This is a genomic window from Acidobacteriota bacterium (assembly GCA_035529075.1).
Taxonomy (GTDB): Bacteria; Zixibacteria; MSB-5A5; order GN15; family FEB-12; genus DATKXK01.
Genome location: DATKXK010000010.1, coordinates 482,928 through 500,487, shown reverse-complemented (window position 1 = coordinate 500,487; position 17,560 = coordinate 482,928). Strand labels below are relative to the sequence as shown.

Below are 17,560 nucleotides of genomic sequence, written 5' to 3'. Positions count from 1 at the left end.
TTCGAAGGCGTGTCAGCCGGGAACAAGTATTCAATTAAGCCGGTCAGGTCACCGATGTCAATACTCCCGGCCGAGGCTGCATAGCCGCGCTGGTCAGGCAAAAGACCGAGCCGGATAAGATCGGCCGGAGCAGGACTTACTTGTGGATCTTGTGCAGGAACTCTTCGACTTCAGGGATGCCGCCCTGAAAAATGAGGTAGCCGTTGTACGGCTCTCGTTCCGTAATCTCGCCGCACAGGGGGGTAAGCATAATCTCTTTCACCCTGGCCAGGTCGGAGGTTTGGCCGAGCGCCCAGCCCAGCTTGACGTAGGCCACCTCGGGAAGCATGTTCTCGGTCGGGATTATGCCCCTGGCCATGAGATCACGGCCGGTGTCATAGACGAACATGTGCACATAGCCCCACAGCGTCTGCACCGTCATGTAGATGGCCACGCCCTCCTTCGTGGCTCGCTCGATGGCGGGGTAGACCGGCTTGTTGACGTGCCCCAGCCCGGTCCCGGCGATCACGATCCCTTTGTAGCCGTTGTCCACCAGGGAATCGATGATGTCGCGGTGCATGTTGGGGTAGTAGTAGACCAGCGCCACCCGTTCTTCGAAGTACGGCAGGATCGTGACCTGCCGGTCCTTGCGGCGGCGGTTGTAATCCTGCCGCAGCGGCGTGATTGTCTCGCGGTCCACCATGGCCAGCGGGATATCGCCCACCGTACGGAACGTTGACCGATAGGAGGAGTGCATTTTACGCACCCGGGTTCCTTTGTGTAGAAGCCCGTACTTGTCCGAGGTGGGACCGAACATGCAGACCATAACCTCCGCGATGTCCGACTCGGCGGCAGCTTTGGTGGCATGGATCAGGTTGAGCGCGGCGTCGGATGAAGGCCGGTCGGACGATCGCTGCGACCCGACGAGCACAACGGGAACCGGTGGGTTCTGTACCATGAAGGCCAGAGCCGACGCCGTGTGGTGCATGGTATCGGTACCGTGACCGATGACGATACCGTCAATACCTTTCCTGATCTCCTCGCCGATAGCCACGGCCAGCTTCGTGTACTGGTCCGGGCCCATGTTTTCACTGAACACGGCGAACAGCTTCTCGGTCGTCAGGTTGCAGATGTCGGCCAGTTCGGGGACGGCACCGTACAGTTCGCCCGGGGAAAAGGCCGGTATCACCGCGCCGGTGCGGTAGTCGAGCCGGGAGGCAATGGTCCCTCCGGTGCCGAGCAGCTTGATGCCCGGTTTATCTTCGGATACGGGGAACTCTTTTTCCGGTATCTTGTAGTGAGCTTCCTTGTAACCGCTTTCATGCATGTCTATGATTGTGTCAGTGGCGATGCCGACATTGTAGCCGGTGGCCAGCTTCAGAACGATATGCCTGTCGTCGTCGTTCTCCGACCGGGGCAGGATTATGCCGGAGAAATCGCCGCGCGTCGTCTTGACCCGCGTTTCGCTCCAGACCCGCACCTTGAACTTCTTCAGCACGGCCAGGCCGTCGCCCTTGTATCCTTTGAACAGATCAGACATGAGCGGTCAGGTTCTCGACGTAGGTTCTCAGGTCACTCATGGGGACGTTGCCGATCGCGAGCCTGCGCAGGTTCCCCATGATCCAGCGCGCCCCGGCGCCCGGATCGCGCGACCTGCAGATTTCACGAAACTTCTCGTCAAGTGACGGCGCGAAAGATATAATTTCCTGCCACGACATCGGTTTATACTGGATAGTCGTCAGAGCCGAGTCAAGCACCATGTTGGGGTGCTCATAGGCAACGGGCAGCATTTCCTGGATAATCCGCCGCTCGAGCTGCCTGGCGCTGACGAAGGCAAACACCTCGTACACCCGCTCATAATCAAACGGCGAAGCCGGGCTGACGGTGCCCTCCAGATGCCTCAGCGTGTGTCCGATGACGGTGCCCGCGAATTTCGCCTCGTAGCCAAGGTCTTCAACTATCCTGGATATCAGGCCGGCCAGATTGCGCTTCAGAATGTAATGGTGCGTGTCCCGCGGAACGCCCCATTCCTCGAGCTGCAGGGTACGATTGCGCACGGACGTGGGCAGGTCCCGTTTCTGCTCGTCGATATGTGACTGTTCCACGGGGATCGGGGCGGAGTCGGTATCCGGATACATCCGGTCGGGGCCGGGCAGCACGCGTTCGAATAGAGTCGTGCCGTCTGCCAGAGCCTGGCGCGTTTCGTTCGGAACGCCCTCGTACGCCATGCGGCAACGTTCCTCGATAGTCTCTATGGCCGTGTCAACGTCATCGGATGCGCCCCAGACGACAACCTGGGCATCGCCATCACGGGCGCCGAGTTTCTCTCGTATCTGCGACAGCGCCTGCGGCGGCAGGGCCGGCAAAGGCTCGCCGGTCTGCTCCGATTGCAACATGTTGGGCCTTTCCAGGCAGGCGATGACCTTGAGACGCCCGCTCAACTCGTCGGCGAACGACTGCCCCGGCTGGGTAAAGAACGAAAGGATGCCGCCAAACCGGGGCAGGTTGACCGCCACCAGCCGTTGCCCCTGCTTCTTGGCCTCCCGAACGGGCGCATACTGCGAGAGCGCATTGTTGAAGTTCAGGTCTATATGCGACGCCTTCCATGCGGAAGGATCAGTGACGCGCTCCCTGAGCGCATCCCTTATCAGCAGCAGGGCCTTTTGCCGGAAGGCTTCATTGTGCACCAGCTCAGGAATCGAGCGTATATGGGCCACCCCCTTTATCTCCACCCGCGTGCCGCCGTCAATGCTGACATTGACGTCCTGGCGCGCCGCACCTATGCCGGTGCGGACGTTTCCCGTGCTCCGGGTCAGGAACCTGAGGTAGTGGGCGGCGTCGGCGACCTCGTCAGGCGTCTTCATGTCAGGATACGTGACCGTCTCGATCAGCGGCATGCCCAGACGGTCAGTAGTATATACGCGCCAGTGGCCGACGTCCGAGACCTCACGGCAGGCGTCTTCTTCGACGCTCAGCTGGATGATCCTGACCGGGCCGTTGCTCAGCGCTATGTCGCCCTCGATACCGATAATGGCCGTCCGCTGAAATCCCGTCGGAATGCTGCCGTCGAGATACTGCTTACGGGTGATGTGCAGTTCGCCCACGATGTTCAGGTTCAGCATGAGGGCGATTTTGATGGCGATTCCGAGCGCCTCGCGGTTCAGCGGGAATGGCGGCGTGTCGTCGATCTCATACGTGCAGGCGGTCTCATACTTGATCCGGTAGATGATGTTTTTCCGGGTCTTGCGCTCCATGAGGGCGGTGCCGTCGTATTCGCCCATCTCGCTTAACGTCGGCCGCATGTGCCGAATCACTTCCGCGTCGAATTCGCCGTCCTTCTGATAAATCCCGGCCGGGCAGCGGCAGAACAGCTTCTTTTCAGTCTTCAGTTGCTGATGGATTTCCAGGCCGGACTTGAACCCGAGGTCTGCGTACACCTCCGGTGCGGCCAGCTTACGGGGAACATATCCGACCAGTTGCCCGGTTCGCTCATAGTTTGCGGCAGCGTCAGAAAGTACGTTCACAGGTCTTTATCATTCCCGCGCCCGAATAACGGAATGCCGGGCGCCCGGTCATGCTCATTCAGAGAGCCAAAGTAAGACCTTTCAGCCCGATTTTCAAGCACTTCCTGTATCGTACGGGGCGCCAGACGGCATCAGCCGAGGGATCGGACGGGTGCTGAGCCGGTCCCGCCCGGGGCGGGCGTTCGACCCTCGCTACGGGGCCTCAAAGGACACGGTTGTGACGCCCATGTGCCACGTGCGGCCGGGTCCGCCGTAAGCTGAGTAGTACACCTTCAGTTCATTGGCGGAACCGCTCGGGAAGTACCCCGTCGCCCGGTATATCAATTCCGAGTCCCAGGCGCCTTTTCGCGGCTGAAGCACGGGACCGTCCGACAGCTTCCAGTTCCGCCCGCCGTCACGGCTGTAGCCGATGTACAGCGTGGCGTTGGCGCCCAGTGACACCCGGTCGCCCATGGTAAAAAGACCCAACAGTTCGTCGCCTGTCCGGGGAATCACATCAAGGTGCCAGACTTGCTGACCGATAGACGATGATGAATTGCTCACCACGCCCGGATGAATCGTATCGATGAGGCTCCAGCCGCTGTCGGGCCGCGAAGACGCGTAGATGAGAATCACGTTTGTGTCCCTGATCCCGGTCGAACCGTCGACCACAAACATCCTGTAACGATCATCCGCGCACCGGATGATGGCCGGGGACATCAGGGGACAATCACCTTTGCCGATCCCGGTGTCCACCACGACCAGGGCCGGACTGTTCCAGGTAACGCCGTCGTCGCAGCACGACACGTACAAACCCACCGAATCGGTTTCAGCAATGCCGAACTTGGCGCGGAACATTAGCCAGAGGTTCTCCTGCCCGTCGAAGAACAGTTCCGCATCGGACAGGTAGTGCACCCGGGCATCCAGGTCGCGCTCCCTGAATATGGGATTGGCGATCGTGTCTCCGTCCCGCACGACCACGCCCCAGTGCAGGCCGTCGTCGCTGCATATGACGCGAGGGTCCTCGTCGCCCGCCCCCCGGCAGGACGTCACCGGGCTGTAGGCCATCCAGAACTTCTTTGAGTTCCAGCCGCCGGGGGCATGGACAAGGGAGGGATGGGTCACGTGGGCGCTGTCGGAACAATCGTGGCCGATACCGCCATCTAGGCCCGCCCCATCGTGGATGTACGAAGAATCGAAAAACCAGTCGGCGTGCCCGGCCCGCGCCGCCGATACATCAAGCTCCGCCGTCATCTCCCTGGGCTGATCCTGCGGCTGGCCGGACTCACCGCCGGACCCGCAACCGACCAACCATCCCGCGCACACCGCGAGCGCCCAGACCGGCCCCATGTAGCGCAGGACCGCCTTTCGCAAAAGCAACGGCAATCGCATCGTCATACGCCGCAAGCAGGCCGCCGCGCTTGCCGGTGTCAAGGTTTTAGCACAGGGCGGACTGCCTTCACGACACTATGGGTTTTGTTTACTGTACGCATTGGATTCGGTCCGGTGGCCCGGGGCTTGCGCACCGCGCAACATTAGCGGCGGAACTTTCTGCGCACAGCTAACAGCATTAAAGGCACCAGCACGGCGGTAAGCAGTAACTGGAGGCTGTGCCAAAACTGCAACCAGCTTCCCTGCAGGTTTGCACCTCTGCCGACTTGAAGGGTCATAGCCAGGAAGCTGAATAGCATGGCCTTGAGGAGATGATCGAGGAACGTTCTGACGCTCACTACGTGCCCGTGAAAAACATCCAAGTTGACAAACGCACCCGACTCAACGAAGCCAGAGAATAGGTATATCCACGAAAACACAAACCACACTGCAATAATCCATATCAACGGGCGAGCATAGCTCTCCCCATAGTTGGAGAGCCTCTTGTACCAGCATATAAGGGAAAGACACTTGTACAGCAAGCGCTTCGGGCCTTTACTGTTCCCTAGCTTAAGCCGTCGCCTTGCCTCCATCTCTCGAAAGTGCCAGTCGCCAGCACCGATGAAATCGCCGTTAGTTTCGAAATTCTTCTTCAGTTGGACGTAAAGCCTCAGCAGCTCTGAGTCATCCTTGACGAGAGCCTTTTCGCTGAGTCCATCTTCAGGCAGATACTTGTATTCACCTTTCTTAGGCCAGCGGCAGTTATGAAACTTCACCGCCTCGATAGATGAATTCCTGAACCACGCCTTTTTCAAGTTTGCGTCAAAAAGATGCGCAGACAGCATTTTGTCGAAGTCAATTTGAGTTAAGTCCAGCCTCGGCACGAAATCACCATACTCTTGATGCTGCCTGTACGTGAATACACCCCGAAACTGAAGTCCACTTAACAGAACTTGGTGAACACTATCCAAACACAGCATATCTGTTTTGAGGCGCTGGCCCGCGTCCGTGACGAATAAAGCTAGTTTAGGATGTACATCTTTCCCGATAAGCTGTAAGCCGTTCGCATCGAATCGATAAGCTTTCACATAGCAGTTCCTGAATAGTCCGTGAACAATACTTGCGTCGCAACCCTTAAAAGACACCGCAGTAGGGTCGAGTTCGTCCTTGGACGTCAGAATGAACGTGCACTCATCAAAGACGATCGCATCCGAGTCGAAAACAGAATCTTCGAAGCTACACTCAGTGCCTCGGAATTCGCATTTACGAAAAACCGTGTCCTTGAACACACACTCGCCGATAAACGAAGCATTGTAGAATACACAAGCCTTGAATGTGCATTTGGTAAACTGTGAACCCTCAAACAGGAGTCGCTTTTCGGTGCCCAACAGACCCGCGAAGTCCACACCGTCAAAACGGATACCTGCGAAGTCGACAAACTCCTGTTTGCAATTCGTCACATATTGCTTAATGGCGCTAAGATCTCCGCGCGCCCACAGTCTGTCAGGCCGCACCCATTGATGGAACCTGCACATTCCTTTGGCCGCGTCGCCGCCGGTCTGCCCACAGGGCGTGTTATCTTTGAGAGTAAATCTGCATTCTTGTTCGGTGCTCATGGTAGATCGCGACTCCTGTGAATTCAGTTCTTCACAAAACGATAGCAAACCTACAATTAGTTGCGCCGTCAGGTTCGAGTTGCCGCGCCTAGTATGCCCCGCTGCTGATATCATAGTGCCGGAGGTCGGACTTGAACCGACATGACATTGCTGCCGGGGGATTTTGAGTCCCCTGCGTCTACCAGTTTCACCACTCCGGCACAGGCATAGCCTGCTTCATGAACGGCAATAAGTTACAGTAGGGAAGAGGTGAAGGCAAGGATATTGTCCGGAAGCCAAAAGCAAGAAACCCAGGGCAAGCCCTGGGTCACCCGGACGTTGATTAGAGGCGGCTTTGCGGCACGGAACAGGGGAGAGGCAGCCCGCTTAGAAATGCACGCGGTCGCTGGCGGTGTCTTCCTGAATCGGCTGCTCCTGCGTGGCGCGGGGAGTATACAGACCACTCGACGGATGTATGTGGCACGTGCCGGTCGGCTGGTTCTCGACCATGAAGACCTCGTTGCGGACGTCGATACACCGGTCGGTGGCAAGCTCCCCGGATTCGCGGCAGACATCAAGATGGACGATGCCGTCAGGCTCCTCGAAGCCGGCTATCGGCAGGGAGTCGTGGGCGGCGATCATGAACTCGGTCCACGGCGGGACACCGTTCCTGGACCCGTCCATGCCCCGGCCGATAGAAGTGCGGTCGTCGAACCCGATCCAGACCCCGGCCGTAATCTGCGGGGTGTAGCCGATAAACCAGTTATCGCAGAAGGCGTTGGAGGTGCCGGTCTTGCCACCGGCCGGCCGCGTGAAGCCCATCCATTGCGAACGCCTGCCGGTGCCCTCCTTGACCACCGATTGCATCAGGTCCACCATGATATACGCCGTCTGCGCTGAGAGCACTTCTTCCTTGAGGATCGCCCGGTTGTCCTCGATCACCTTGCCGTAGCGGTCGACAATCTGGCGCACCATCCGGTAGGGGATATGGATCCCCCGGTTGGGGAAAATGGAAAAGGCCGAGACCATCTCTATCAACCGAACGTCAGCGGTCCCGATAGCCAGCGAGGGAACCGGGTCGAGCGGCGACGTGATGCCCATGCGGCGGGCGTAGAAGATGGCCTCCTGGGGGCTGATCTTGAGCAGCAGCCTGATGGTGGCCAGGTTGCGCGAGTCCTGGATGGCGGTGCGAAGGGGGATCGGCCCTCGGAACTTGTAGTCGAAGTTGTGCGGCCGCCACTGCTTGGCCCCCGGGATGTCCAAAACGATGGGGTTGTCGTCGACTATGTCCGTCGTGCGGAACCCGTTGTCGATGCAGGCCGTGTAGACGAACGGCTTGAACACCGAGCCGGCCTGCCGCGGCGACTGGTAAGAACGGTTAAGCTGGGTTTCCTCGAATGACCGCCCGCCCACCATGGCGAGCACGTCGCCGTTGAAGTTGTCGATGGCAATGAACGCCCCCTGGATCTTCTTGTACACGCGGATGGAATCGCCGAACTCGTCAACAGTGTCCGGCAGGTTGAACGAATACGCCGGGTTGGTCAGGCTGTAGGTGCGCTCTATCATCGCCCGAAGGGAATCGACCTTTTTAGCCACGGCCTCCTCGGCCGCCACCTCCAGCGTGGCATCGAGCGACGTGAACACTTTCAGACCGCCCGAATACAGGACATCCTCGCCGTACCTTTCCAGAATCCCCTGCCGGATGGCCTCCGTGAAATACGGTGCAATCCCGACCTCTTCCTTCGGGGCTGAGATCTGCAATAGTTCGGCCCTGAGGGAATCGTACTGCGTCCGCGTCAATCCGCCCACGGAGAAATACGTGTACAGCACGCGGTTGCGCGCCTGCAGTGCTTTGTCCGGGTTGTTCAGCGGCGAATTGATGTTCGGACCCTTGGTCATGCCAATCAGGATGGCACAGTCGTTAAGGTTAAGGTCGGGGACGGCCTTACCGAAGTACAACCGTGCCGCCGCCGCCACGCCGTACGTCCCCCGGGCGAAATAGTGCTGGTTGAGGTACATCTCGATGATTTCATCCTTGGAGTATGTCCTCTCCAGCTTAACGGCTGTCAATGCCTCCTTGATTTTGCGCTCGTACGTGACGCGCCGGTCAAGGAACAACATCCGCGCCACCTGCTGACTGATGGTGGAGGCCCCGGCGGTGATCCGTCCCTTGATCAGGTTGTTGGTGGCTACAATGAGGATACGCCTCAGGTTAAGACCCCAGTGATCGTAAAACTCCTGATCCTCGACGGCCAGCAACATGCCGGTCAGGTGCGGCGGCATGCTCCGCAGCGGTGTCAACGCCCGGTTCTCGGTGTAAAACTCCTTGAGCAACGTGCCGTTCCGGTCGAAAATGCGAGTACTCAGGCTCGGCTCGATGTTGTGCAGTTGTTCGAAGGACGGCAGTTCCGAGCGGTATATCCGGTAGGTGCGATAGAATAAAATGACCGCGAGCACAAACAACAGGGCGAACAACACGAGAATGGGGTTTCTGAAACGGCGACCCCTGAGCCTCGCAACGACTTTTCTAGGTGGAATGACCATCAGCGCAAATGTCCGCTTTCAGACTGGTTTCAGTCAACCAAAAACAGCCGCCTTTGCCCATATCCCGTTGATTTTTAAACGGTAATTGGCTATTCTCGGCCATACATTACGAGATGGATTGGCCGGCGCGGCCGGCCAATCAAACTCATATCCTTATATGCCGATAGCTACGAAAAGACCATAAGCGGGAGATTGAATTGACGGATACATCGGCAGACAGCCTCGGTGTGGAGCAAAAGAAGGAACTGGAGCGCCAGCTCCAGGTAATCCTGCGCGGCGTGGTAGAGTTGCTGCCCGAGGTCGAATTCAGGGCCAAGCTGGCGCGCTCCATCGGGGAGAATAAGCCGCTTCGCATCAAACAGGGCTTCGATCCCACGGCTCCCGACATCCATCTCGGCCACACGGTGGGCGTCCGAAAGCTCAGGGATTTCCAGGACCTGGGTCACCAGATCGTTCTCATCGTGGGCGATTATACCGCCATGGTCGGCGACCCGTCGGAACGATCCGCCACCCGTCCCCGGCTGGCCTACGACGATATCATGAAGAACGCCGAGACGTACCAGAAACAGTTCTTCAAGATTCTGGATAAGTCCAGAACCGAGGTTCGGTTCAACGGCGAATGGTTTCGACAGATGGATTTTGTCGAGATCATGAACCTGGCTACCCGGTTTACGGTGGCCCGGCTTCTCGAGCGCGATGACTTCGCCAACAGGATCAAGAACGGCATTCCCATCTCGCTGCATGAGCTGTTCTACCCGCTGATGCAGGGGTACGATTCGGTGGCTATCAAGGCGGACCTGGAGCTTGGCGCGACGGAGCAGACGTTTAACCTGCTTGCGGGCCGGACCATCCAGGAAGCGTACGGCCTCGATCCTCAGTGCATCCTGACCGTGCCGATACTTGTCGGTACCGACGGCGAGAAGAGAATGTCGAAATCCCTGGGCAACTATATCGGAATCGACGAACCGGCGCGAGAGATTTTCGGCAAAGTGATGTCGATCCCGGACCGGCTCATATATGAGTATTTCGAGCTTGCCGCGAACGTGCCACTGGAAAAACTTCGGGAAATCAAAACGGCGCTGTCCAGCCCGGATGTCAACCCGATGGATATCAAGAAAGAGCTGGGGGTGACGCTGGTGGACATGTACCATCCGGCCGGCTCGGGTGGCCGTGCCAGGGAAGAGTTTGAGCGCGTTTTTTCGCAAAAGCAGCTTCCGGACGAAATACCGGAACTGACACCCGCGGAACTTGGCCAACTCGGCCTTGATCCCGGGCGCATCTATCTTGTCCACCTGATGACCAAAGCCGGACTGAGCCGGTCAAACAGTGAAGCAAGAAAACTGATCGAGGCGGGAAGCGTTTCACTGGACGAGAAGAAGATCACCGACACTGGCTTCGAGTTCCAACTAAGCGGTGATATGGTGCTCAAGGTTGGGAAGCGACGCTTTCTCCGATTAAAATCGGTTTGAATTGCAACTTTTTCCGTCCGGCGGCATTATCAGGGAAAGAGAATACGCAGGGTCGATTCATGCGATTAAGTATACCCATGGTCCGTGGTCTTGCAGCCGTTGCGCTTTTCACGGGACTGCTGGCAGCCGGATGCGGATCGAAGGCGGTCAACCACAAGATAGCCCAGGCCCGCCCGGATTCGGACCCGGGGCGTACCCGAACTGCCGCCCGGGAGGAGAAGGTTGCAGAACCGCTTGATTACCGTGCGTACAACCTCTATGTCAACGGCCTTCTGTACGAGGCAGTGGGGGATATCTACAACGCCGCCAAGCAGTACAGGAAGGCGCTTCAGTTCTTTCCCGAGTCGCAACAAATCGGCCTGGCGTTTGGACGCGTACTGTACTACCTGCGCGAACCGACCGAGGCACTGGCCACACTCAGCAAACTCGAGCCACAGGACGTCGACGTACTGCAACTCACGGCCCAGTGCTATCACCAACTCGAGTTGCCGGACAGTGTACGGTCAACATACGTACGGCTGGTCGCCCTCGACCCCGATAACACGGTTGCGTTCTCGTTTCTGGTCAACTTCTACCGACAGAAAAACGACCTGGATTCTACGATATGGGCGTATGAGAGTCTGATTCGCCTGCACCCGGAGAATTTCCGCCATCTGAACGACCTGGCCAGACTGCTGGCCACACATCGCGAGTTGGAACGGGCGGCAGAGGCTTTCCGCCAATCGCTGGGCATTGAATCCGGCCCGGCCAACGTGTTCGCTGTGATCGGCCTGGGTGAGCTGTTCGTAATAGCGGGGCAGCCCGACTCGGCTATCGCAACGTTTAAACGAGGACTTGAACTATCCCCGGACAACCTGGTGCTTCATCGAGAGTTAACCGGCCTATACGCCCAGGCGGATTCACTGTACGCCGCTTTGCACCATGCCCGGAAGGTGGCGACGCTTGCACCGATGGAGCGCTCGGCCAAGCGGCGGCTGGGGGCCCTTTACTTTGCCGTCGACTCGGTGGCGGTGGCCGATTCCATATTCAGCTCTCTGGTGGCCTCCGGTGATCGCAGTGCGCTAAACCATTATTACCTGGGACGGATTGCGGGCCTGAATGACAACTGGGAGCAGGCTCGCGATGAATTCCTGAAAGAGACGCAGTTGGCCGACACTCTCGATGGAAGCTGGCTCGACCTGGCGCTTGCCTATCGGCAACTGGGCCGTATCGACCAGGAGATCGAGGCTTATCAAACCGGCCTGAACCGCATGCGGGACGAAACCAGCGCCATCAATCTCTCCTTTGCGCTCGGAGCGACATATGAGCGAGCCGGCCGGATCGAGGAAGCGGTCGCCACCTTCGAGCAGATCATTGCGCACGATTCCAGTCATTCGCCCTCGCTGAACTACCTGGGCTACATGCTGGCCGACAAGGGAGAGCGACTCGAGTATGCCCGGGAGTTGATCGCCCGGGCTCTGGAATTGTCGCCCGACAACGCCGCGTACCTTGACAGCTACGGCTGGGTCTACTACCGGTTGGGAGACTTCAAGGAGGCCCTCAAGCACCTGGAAAAGGCAGTATCCCTTGACACCGATGCGGTTATTTTCGATCATCTGGGAGACACGCACCAGGCCTTGGGCGATATGGCAAAAGCCCGGGAGTGGTGGCAGAAGGCACTTGATCAGCAGCCTGATAACGAACGAATCAGGGAGAAGCTGGACCGTTGATGCGGTACCGGGTGAGGCAGAGGGGTTACGTTTTCACAGTTGGCGTGCTGGTGCTGGCCGCCTTCTTCGGATGCGCCCAGATCAGCGCCCCGCCCGGCGGGGAAGAGGACCGGACCGGACCGGTTCTTATCGGGTCTTCGCCCGAAAACGAATCCGTTATGGTGACGACCGGCGACCGGATTGCCCTGTACTTCTCCGAACCTCTCCTGAAGCCGCTGACCGGCTCTCCCGTTTTCATCTCCCCGCGTCCGGCCAGCGAGCCCCGGATCCAATGGAAGAAGGACCGCATCATCATCACGCTGCCGGAGGCCTTTAAGGCCAATCGGACGTACGTCATCACGCTCAATGCCACTGTTACCGACTTGCGCAGGAACCGTCTTGACAGTTCCGCTACCATCGCGTTCTCCACCGGAGCAGCCATCGATACCGGCCGTGTATCCGGGTATCTTTACAAAGACAACGCCCGGGCGGCTGCCGCCGTGGCGGCCCTGTATGACCTGTCGCTGTTCGGTGATACGATTGCCTACGATTCCGTCTACCCCAGTTACCTGGCTCCAACCAACAGCGACGGCTTCTTCAGTTTCCGGTACCTGCCGGAACACGAGTACCGGCTGGTGGCTTTTGAGGATAAGAACCGGAACGAGCGACCTGACCCGTACCGTGAACCTTTTGCCGTGCCCGATCGCAGTATAGTGGTCGGGGGACCGCTTCCTCTCGATGCGCTTAACCTTCACCTCGCGACTGCCGATACTCTCGCACCCGCCATCCTGTCGGCGTCCCAGACCACCGACGGGCTCGTGCGGGTTCGCCTGTCCAGGCCGATCGGACTGGGCCGGCTCCGTCACCACCCGGAGATGATCAGGCTGCTGCCCTCCAATCCGGACGAACAGCCCGTGCCCGCCCGGGGTTTCCTCGAGTCCTCCGAAGAAGAATCGTCGACACTGACGGTCTTTTTCGACACTCTGATTACGGGCAGTTACGGGCTTGAAGTGACTCCCGATTCGGCCGAAGTGGCGATGACGTACGACCAGATCGAAATCCAGGCCGTCGAAGATGAGACGGTCCCGAAGATAATCGCCTTCCAACCGGAGGATAAGGCGCATTTCCCGGACGCCGTCGAAATGCAGATGACCCTGTCGGAGCCGCTGGATACATCCAAGATTACGGATCAGACATTTGTCCTGTGGCAGTCGGAGACACGGACGGTGGCTCTGGCCCGCCACTGGATCGACCGCTTCCATATCGGGTTTGTCCCGGAGAAGATCAGACCGGGCGAGCGTTACCGCCTTGATGTTACGGAGTTCGACCTGGCGGACCTTGCAGGCAACCTGCTTGGTGACTCGCTTACGCAGTACGGCTTTTCGACGCTGGACGCCGATTCGCTTGGCCGTATTTCAGGCGAGGTCACGGTGAACCTGCCGGATCGCACCGACGCCCCGGTCGTGCTCACCTTCCAAAGTGTTTCCGGCAGTGACGCTTTCGAGCTGCCCGTTTCCGGAAGGTCCTTCGGCATAGACGTCCCCGGCGGCAAATATCTTCTGTCCGGCTTTGTCGACAGCAACGGCAACGGCCGGCGCGACGGCGGCTCGCTGATTCCTCTTGAGCCGGCCGAGACGACGGCGTTCTATGCCGACACGGTCGCCGTGAGGGCTCGGTTCGAGACATCCGGTATCCTGTTCGAGTTCAGGTAACCGGAACGAATACAGGAGCGGCGGGACCTCCACGATCCCGCCGCTCGAGCCAGAACGATAAACTCGCTGCCAGAGATCTACAGACTGCCCCAGACGGTCAGAGCGACCCGCCTGTTCTTGGAACTGGCGTACTTCTCGTCGGGCATGGCTATCGGTTTGGATTCGCCGTACGAGATCACGAACATACGGTACAGCGAGATGCCGTAATTGTCGGCAAGGTAACGCTTCGCCGAGTTGGCACGTTTCTCCCCAAGGAGAAGATTGTAATTGCCTGAGCCGGAGGCATCCGTATGACCGGTAATCTCGATAAGGGATCTCGGGTAGCCGGTCATTTTGTTACCGGCCTCCTGAAGTATCTGGGCGGCCACGTCGTCGATCTCGTAGCCGTCAAAGTCGAAATTGATCTCCCCCTGCCAGATGATCTGGTAGTTTTCGAATCCCTTGGCCTCATTGACAGCCATGTCGGTCTTCTGTTCCAGTTCCGTGGCCAGAGACCGCAGCTTGGTAAGCTCCGCGGCGTTGAAGTCCGTCTTGTCCTCAAGCGCCTTCATCTGCGTGGCCATCTTTGTTTCCGAGTCTGTTATCTGTCCGGCGACGTAGTCCTTATTCACGCCGCAACCGGCGACAGCTAACAGCAGAACCGCAAGTGCCAGGATCGTTTTCGCCATTTGTGCAGAATCCTTTCTTTCCGGGAATCGCTTCCAAACTCGATTTCGGCGGAAAAGGTAGAGGACGAGGCCGGTCTGCGCAACAAAAAAAACCCTGAAAAGCCCACTACTGTTTTACAGCCCCGGCCGTGATGCCGGACACTATCTGGCGCTGCATGAAAACAAAAAGGACCAGGACGGGAATCACGGCAACAGCCGAGCCGGCCATCAGGTGCTGCCAGTCAATCGCCTGGTGTCCCTGGTAGAGAGCCAGGGCCACCGGCAGGGTGCGCAAACCCTCGTCCAGGGTGAGAATGTAGGGGAACAGGAACGAATTCCAGTTAGTAAAGAAGACCTGAATGGCCAGCACCGCCAGGGCCGGCTTGCACAAGGGCATCACGACCTGGAACAAAATGCGCAGTTCACCGGCGCCGTCGATGCGTGCAGCCTCCTCCATGGCCGGGGGGATCGATTCGACATACTGCTTGACGAGAAATACGCCTATCGGGTTGACCAGCCAGGGGAGAATGAGAGCCCAGTACGTGTTGTATACCCCGGCTTTGACGCACAGGGCGTACAACGGGATGATCGTAATGTGCGCGGGAATCATCAGCACCACAACTACTGTCACAAAAAGCAGTTTCCCGGACCGGAACCGGTAACGGGCCAGCGAATATGCAACCATGAAGCAGAACAGGATGTTGCCCAGCGTCACGGTCACACCGACAAACAGCGAATTGAACAGTGGTCGGCCGATGTTAGCCCTGGCAAATAAGTCCGTAAAGTTATCTAAAGTTATACTTGAACTTGCAAGAATCTCGCTGCCGATGCTGCTGCCGGGTTCCGCCAGGGCCACCCGGAACATCCAGACCAGGGGAAAGACCATTACGACCAGCAACCCGGTCAGGAATCCGTACCTGATGACGGCGCCGAATCTCCCGGTTTGGCTCACCATGCAATCCGCCTCCGGCGCAGGAGCGCAAAGTACACCAGTGAAAACACCGCGATTATCACGAACAGCACGTAAGCGGCCGCCGAGGCATAACCCAGACGGAAGGCCGTGGCAAGACCGGTCTCATACACGAAGTAGACCACGGTGGAGGTGTCGAATTTGCCCTTCGTCATCACGAATATCTCGACAAAGACCTGGAACGACTTGATGGAATTGATGACCAGGATAAACAGCATCACGGGCCTGAGCAGGGGCAGCGTAATGGAAAACAACCGGCGGACTCGTGAGGCGCCGCTGATCTCGGCGGCCTCGTACAACTCGTCCGGAATCGCCTTCAGGCCGGCAAGGAAGATCAGCATATAGTAGCCGACCGACATCCACACGTCCATGGCCATGATCGAGTACAAGGCCGTCCTGCCGTCATAGAGGAAACCATGCGGCGGCGGCGCCAGCCCCACCATTCTTGCCAGGATCGCCACGTAGCCGCCTCGTGCGTACAGGTTGATGAAGATGAGCGCCACCACCACCATCGAGGTTATTGACGGTACGAAGTACGCGGCCCGGAAAACGCCCCGCCCTTTGAACTGACGGTTCACCAGCAACGCCATGCCCAAGGCCAGCACGGTCGTAACAGGGATGGTACCCAGGACGAAAATGAAGGTGTTCTTGATCGAGCCTATGAATTCCGCATCCGAGAACAGCTCCCTGTAATTGGCCAGCCCGACCCAGTGAGAGCCTTTCAGCAGTTCGTAGTCGGTGAACCCGATGACAAACGAGTATACCAGAGGGAGGAGCCAGAAGAGCAGGAAGGTGAGAACCCAGGGGGACGCCAGGAGCAGCGCCGTCTTTGACTTCGGGCTCATTTCTTCTTCAGCTTTGCGATTTTTATCTGGGCTTCCCTCAGGGCCGTCGCGGGCAGACCGGAACCGAAGAGGGCGTCCTCCACGGCCTCTTCAATGATGTCCTCGATGTACACCCAGTCCGGGTCGACCGGGGGATGCACGGCCGAACGTATCTGCCGGATAAACGCCTGAAAGTACTCGTTGTCCGCGAAGTACGGATCCTCCTGGGCCTCGAGACTGGAGGGGTTGGCTGAGTAGTTGGCTTTGCAGAACCGCACCTGGTTTTCCGGCGAAGTAACGAAGTTAATTAACTTCCGGGCGGCCTCTTTGTTCTCACAGGCTTCATTTATGGCGAGGAATTCTCCCCCCAGGAACGACTTGCCGGGGAAGGCCGGTCCCGGAATGTTGGTCACGGCGAAGTCTATGTCCCTATTCTCAAGCGCAATCCTTTTGAGCAGCCAGTCTCCGGAGATAATGAAGCCGATCTTTCCATCCAGGAAGGCATCCTCAATCCCCCGCTGGTCGGCCACGTATCCGCAGGAGTCATGCAACAGTTTGTAGAACGTCAACGCCTCGATCGCCTTGTCGGATGACACGATGCAATACTCGCCGTCCTCGGTGAAGATCTTGGCCCCGTTGGACCAGAAGAAGGGCAGGAATTTCTTATACAGGCGGTGCTTTTCCGCCGTGTTCGAACCCCAGCCATAGATATCGGGACTGAGCTTGCGCACTCGCCTGGTGGTGAATCTGAACTTCTCCCAGTCATACGGCACAAAATCTTTGTTGAAGCCGCCCCAGGAAAGCAAGTCCCGGTTGATAAACATAACTCGCGTGCCGAGGATCCACGGCCGCGCAAACACCCTGCCATCGTATGTAGCCATCCCCCAGCCCTGGAATTCGGCGCTGTCGGAGGTGACGTGATCGGAAATGTCGGACAGGTGTCCGGTCTGTGCAAACTGGGCGATCCAGTCCGAGCCCAGTTCCACAACGTCCGGTCCTGACCCCGAGGAAAAGGCAATCACGATCTTCTCATGCCCGTTGGCCCACGTCAGGTCGGTCAGCTTGACCTCGATATCGGGGTTGGCCTTCTCGAAATCACTCACGATCGCGTCTATGGCGGGCTTCACGTCGGGATCAGTCCAGAACTGCCACCAGGTAAGGGTCGTTTTGCAGTCGGGCATATCGAAAGCGAGCAGTACCAGAAAGGCGGCAGCGAAAACGATTCTATACATGGCGGATGGCTCCTCCGTCTCTGTCG

The 17,560-nt window shown here is 58.3% G+C and carries 12 protein-coding genes and 1 tRNA gene; 3 read left to right on the top strand and 10 right to left on the bottom strand.

The genetic code is table 11. The features are described 5' to 3' along the window. Positions 1-136: 136 nt before the first annotated feature. From gatD to VMY05_05370, 6 genes are all read right to left on the bottom strand, one after another. A complete protein-coding gene (gene gatD / locus VMY05_05395) occupies positions 137-1,519 on the bottom strand; it encodes a Glu-tRNA(Gln) amidotransferase subunit GatD (protein HUV30511.1) in 1,383 nt (460 codons plus the stop codon). Then, positions 1,512-3,503: a Glu-tRNA(Gln) amidotransferase subunit GatE gene (gene gatE, locus VMY05_05390; GenBank protein ID HUV30510.1), complete on the bottom strand. Its 1,992-nt coding sequence runs from the start codon at positions 3,501-3,503 to the stop codon at positions 1,512-1,514. Before gatE ends, gatD begins: the two co-directional genes overlap by 8 nt. Positions 3,504-3,695: 192 nt before the next feature. Then, positions 3,696-4,880: a hypothetical protein gene (locus tag VMY05_05385; protein HUV30509.1), complete on the bottom strand. Its 1,185-nt coding sequence runs from the start codon at positions 4,878-4,880 to the stop codon at positions 3,696-3,698. 137 nt (positions 4,881-5,017) lie between these two features. After that, on the bottom strand, positions 5,018-6,469 hold the full coding sequence (locus VMY05_05380; GenBank protein ID HUV30508.1) for a hypothetical protein: 1,452 nt from the start codon (positions 6,467-6,469) through the stop codon (positions 5,018-5,020). A gap of 116 nt (positions 6,470-6,585) precedes the next feature. Then, positions 6,586-6,669, bottom strand: a tRNA-Leu gene (locus VMY05_05375). A gap of 166 nt (positions 6,670-6,835) precedes the next feature. Continuing rightward, positions 6,836-8,992, bottom strand: a complete 2,157-nt coding sequence (locus VMY05_05370; protein HUV30507.1) for a PBP1A family penicillin-binding protein — start codon at positions 8,990-8,992, stop codon at positions 6,836-6,838. A 197-nt stretch (positions 8,993-9,189) separates the two neighbouring features. Here VMY05_05370 and tyrS point away from each other — a divergent pair, with 197 nt between their 5' ends. Genes tyrS through VMY05_05355 form a run of 3 tightly spaced genes read left to right on the top strand, consistent with a single transcriptional unit; the run spans position 9,190 to position 13,861 of the window. Further along, a complete protein-coding gene (tyrS, locus tag VMY05_05365; protein ID HUV30506.1) occupies positions 9,190-10,461 on the top strand; it encodes a tyrosine--tRNA ligase in 1,272 nt (423 codons plus the stop codon). 59 nt (positions 10,462-10,520) lie between these two features. Further along, positions 10,521-12,170, top strand: a complete 1,650-nt coding sequence (locus VMY05_05360) for a tetratricopeptide repeat protein (protein HUV30505.1) — start codon at positions 10,521-10,523, stop codon at positions 12,168-12,170. Continuing rightward, positions 12,170-13,861, top strand: a complete 1,692-nt coding sequence (locus VMY05_05355; GenBank protein HUV30504.1) for an Ig-like domain-containing protein — start codon at positions 12,170-12,172, stop codon at positions 13,859-13,861. Before VMY05_05360 ends, VMY05_05355 begins: the two co-directional genes overlap by 1 nt. Before the next feature lie 77 nt (positions 13,862-13,938). Here the strand turns inward: VMY05_05355 and VMY05_05350 are convergent, their stop codons facing one another. From VMY05_05350 to VMY05_05335, 4 genes are all read right to left on the bottom strand, one after another. Beyond that, entirely contained in the window at positions 13,939-14,529 is a 591-nt protein-coding gene (locus VMY05_05350; GenBank protein ID HUV30503.1) for an OmpA family protein, read from the bottom strand. Between the two features lie 106 nt (positions 14,530-14,635). Then, positions 14,636-15,463, bottom strand: coding sequence for a carbohydrate ABC transporter permease (locus VMY05_05345; GenBank protein HUV30502.1), 828 nt, complete (start codon positions 15,461-15,463; stop codon positions 14,636-14,638). Beyond that, on the bottom strand, positions 15,457-16,323 hold the full coding sequence (locus VMY05_05340) for a sugar ABC transporter permease (GenBank protein ID HUV30501.1): 867 nt from the start codon (positions 16,321-16,323) through the stop codon (positions 15,457-15,459). Before VMY05_05340 ends, VMY05_05345 begins: the two co-directional genes overlap by 7 nt. Continuing rightward, positions 16,320-17,534 carry an extracellular solute-binding protein gene (locus VMY05_05335; GenBank protein HUV30500.1) on the bottom strand — a complete coding sequence of 405 codons (1,215 nt, stop codon included), beginning with the start codon at positions 17,532-17,534 and terminating at the stop codon, positions 16,320-16,322. Before VMY05_05335 ends, VMY05_05340 begins: the two co-directional genes overlap by 4 nt. Between the last annotated feature and the right edge of the window lie 26 nt (positions 17,535-17,560).